Origin of the sequence: Microcystis sp. LE18-22.4A (assembly GCF_027531105.1) — a bacterium.
GTDB lineage: Bacteria > Cyanobacteriota > Cyanobacteriia > Cyanobacteriales > Microcystaceae > Microcystis > Microcystis aeruginosa.
In genome coordinates, this window is sequence record NZ_JAPZRB010000375.1 from 1 (window position 1) to 2,544 (window position 2,544).

4 protein-coding genes are annotated in these 2,544 nt (G+C 44.8%); all 4 read right to left on the minus strand.

Annotated features, from left to right (window positions below; genetic code table 11):
• Positions 1–125 precede the first annotated feature (125 nt).
• Positions 126–806 carry a response regulator transcription factor gene (locus O9295_RS16710; RefSeq protein ID WP_288033975.1) on the minus strand — a complete coding sequence of 227 codons (681 nt, stop codon included), beginning with the start codon at positions 804–806 and terminating at the stop codon, positions 126–128.
• 98 nt (positions 807–904) lie between these two features.
• Positions 905–1,360, minus strand: a complete 456-nt coding sequence (locus tag O9295_RS16715; RefSeq protein WP_061432462.1) for a (2Fe-2S) ferredoxin domain-containing protein — start codon at positions 1,358–1,360, stop codon at positions 905–907.
• A 55-nt stretch (positions 1,361–1,415) separates the two neighbouring features.
• The gene (locus tag O9295_RS16720; protein ID WP_061432461.1) at positions 1,416–1,718 is read right to left on the minus strand and encodes a hypothetical protein; all 303 of its coding nucleotides are present in this window, start codon (positions 1,716–1,718) and stop codon (positions 1,416–1,418) included.
• A 124-nt stretch (positions 1,719–1,842) separates the two neighbouring features.
• Positions 1,843–2,544: RNA-guided endonuclease TnpB family protein (locus O9295_RS16725; protein ID WP_288033978.1), on the minus strand; the 702-nt coding region annotated here is incomplete at its 5' end.

Consider the following 2,544-nt stretch of genomic DNA (forward strand, 5'->3'; position numbering starts at 1 on the left):
GGGGGAAAATTCTGGGACTTTTTCTCTGAAAATTAGGTAATTGACCAGATGAGAATCGGTAAAACCCTACACCCCACACCCCACACCCCACACCCTGTCCCCACGAAAAACTTTTTCAGCAGACCCTAGATAGTCAACAGCTTATTACTTTCGATCGCCCACTGGCTCAATTCCGTGCGATTATGAAGACCGGTTTTATGAAGCATATTCGACACATGACTTTCGATTGTCCGTTGACTAACATTGAGTTTTGCGGCGATTTCCCGATTAGCCAGTCCTTGTGCGACCAATTGTACTACTTTTAATTCCGTTGGGGTTAATTCCACATTACCCTGGACTTGAACAGGGGTGACATCCGGGGAATGGATGCGGGTGCTGCGTTTCAGCAACCTGCCCGCTTGTTTAAGGGAAGACTCCACCAGGGCCACTAATTCTTCCGGTTCAAAGGGTTTAACCATATAAAAATCGGCCCCGGCGGTTACACCTGTTACCTTGTCCTGACTTTGACCCTTAGGGGAGAGAAAGATCACGGGAATGCAACTAAAACGACTGTCCTGACGAATTTTTTCGAGGAAGGCATAACCGTCCATTTCCGGCATCATCAGATCACAGATAATCATATCGGGCATTTCCCGTGCCTTGGCAGCATTTGCCCCGCGTTCGAGGATTGCCAGGGCCTCCCGACCGTTTTCTGCGGTTGTCACCCTATAACCACGAAACTCTAGATAATCCTTCACCAAAAGTATTAAATTTGGGTCATCGTCGATTAATAAAAGTTGTTTATTGTCTTTGTTGGTCTCTTTCATCGGTATTTTCTGGGCTGCAGGGTTGGGGGAATGGAGACGGACAAAGGATCGACAGGCAAGAGGCAACAGGTAGTTAGATATGTGTAGTTAATTGTGTTTCAGCTAGTTTTAACCCTGTTTTCCTCTATTGTTTCGGGTTCTTCTTCTGGACAGTTCAGAGAAATTGCCGGTAAATCGTGGCGAAGAAAAGCATATTCGGTGACGATTTGATTACCGATTAGGTGTTCTTGGATAATTCTTTCGATCGCTTCCTTGTTTACCCTTCCATACCAGACTCCTTCCGGGTACACTAATAAAATCGGACCTTGGCTACAAACCCGCAAACAGTTGGCTTTAGTGCGAAAAATACAGCCAGGACGGTCGGTGCTGGGGCGATCAAGTTGTAATTCACTTAACCGCTTCTTTAAATAATCCCACACTTCTAACCCTTCTTCCTTGTCACAGCATTTTGGCTTAGTCTGATCGCAGCAGAGAAATAGATGACGCTGGATCTGGGCCAGTCCCAACTTAGCCACATTTTCCCCCAAGATATCTCTGGTGTCCGCTTCTTCCATAAATTTTTTTTATCAATTAAACTCTTGACATTGAACAGAAAATGTGCATAGCCAACTAAACTTTCGGTTTGAGGATGTAACGATAGATGAGATAAACGATAGCGGCAAGGATTAAAGCGCTTAAAACTGCGCTAACTAGCCGTAAAATCGCCGTTAAAATCGAAAGAGCCACAAAAACCCCCGCCACTGCCACGACTACCTGTGCCGGTGTGGACAGGCTGCCGTACCAAGTTTTCACTTTTTCGAGAGTGGCAGCGAAACTAACCGGGGTAGCAACGGGGGGAAAATCGTCGGTTTCGATTTCCACTTCCACTTCCTCTGGGGTATATTTAGTATCGAACGGTTCGGGAGACTGCATAAACACTCAAGCTACTTAACACTTCATCCCTATTTTATCGGTGATTGGGGTTGACAGGGGTTGGCGCAGAATTAATGTAACATTGACATCCTCACCGCCGTAAACGGACGGCGATTCCCAAACCTCACGATTTGAGTTTCTGCTTCTGTCCCGAAGGATTTTTCGCACCTGCCTTAACAGATTTACTATGTTCTGGTCTTATGGTCGCTCTACAGACTGACACCGCAAGCCCTGCGGCCAAAATGTTTTTACTAGCGTTAATATCTCGGTCATGGTGTGTTCCACAGTCTGGACAGTCCCACTCTCGAATATTTAACGGCATTTTCTCAGCAATATACCCGCAATTACTACACCTTTTAGAGCTAGGAAACCATCTATCTATTTCGATGTAATTTCTGCCGTACCAACGGCATTTATAGGCTAACTGCCGAGTGATTTCTCCCCAGCTTACATCAGATATTGCCTGAGATAACTTGGGGTTTTTGACCATATTCTTGACGGCTAAATTCTCAACCACAATCGTTTGGTTTTCCCGAACTAATTGAGTGGTTAGCTTATGTAAATGGTCTTTTCTGCTATCGGTGATTTGAGCGTGAATCTTGGCTACTTTGATTCTTGCTTTTTCCCGATTTTTTGACCCTTTCTGTTTTCTAGAAAGGCTTTTTTGGGCCTTTCGCAGTCTCCGATAATGCTTTTTAAAATGCTTGGGATTAGATACTTTGTCACCATCGCTGGTAATCACGAGGCTACTAATTCCTAAGTCAATTCCAATGGCTTTATCTGTTACTGGTAAAGGCTTAATCGTTGGGTCATCAAATCTTATTGA

What these genes read in the sequence shown, in the direction of transcription:
- O9295_RS16710 (WP_288033975.1), bottom strand. Translation starts at nt 806, where the DNA reads ATGAAAGAGACCAACAAAGACAATAAACAACTTTTATTAATCGACGAT.
- O9295_RS16715 (WP_061432462.1), bottom strand. Translation starts at nt 1,360, where the DNA reads ATGGAAGAAGCGGACACCAGAGATATCTTGGGGGAAAATGTGGCTAAG.
- O9295_RS16720 (WP_061432461.1), bottom strand. Translation starts at nt 1,718, where the DNA reads ATGCAGTCTCCCGAACCGTTCGATACTAAATATACCCCAGAGGAAGTG.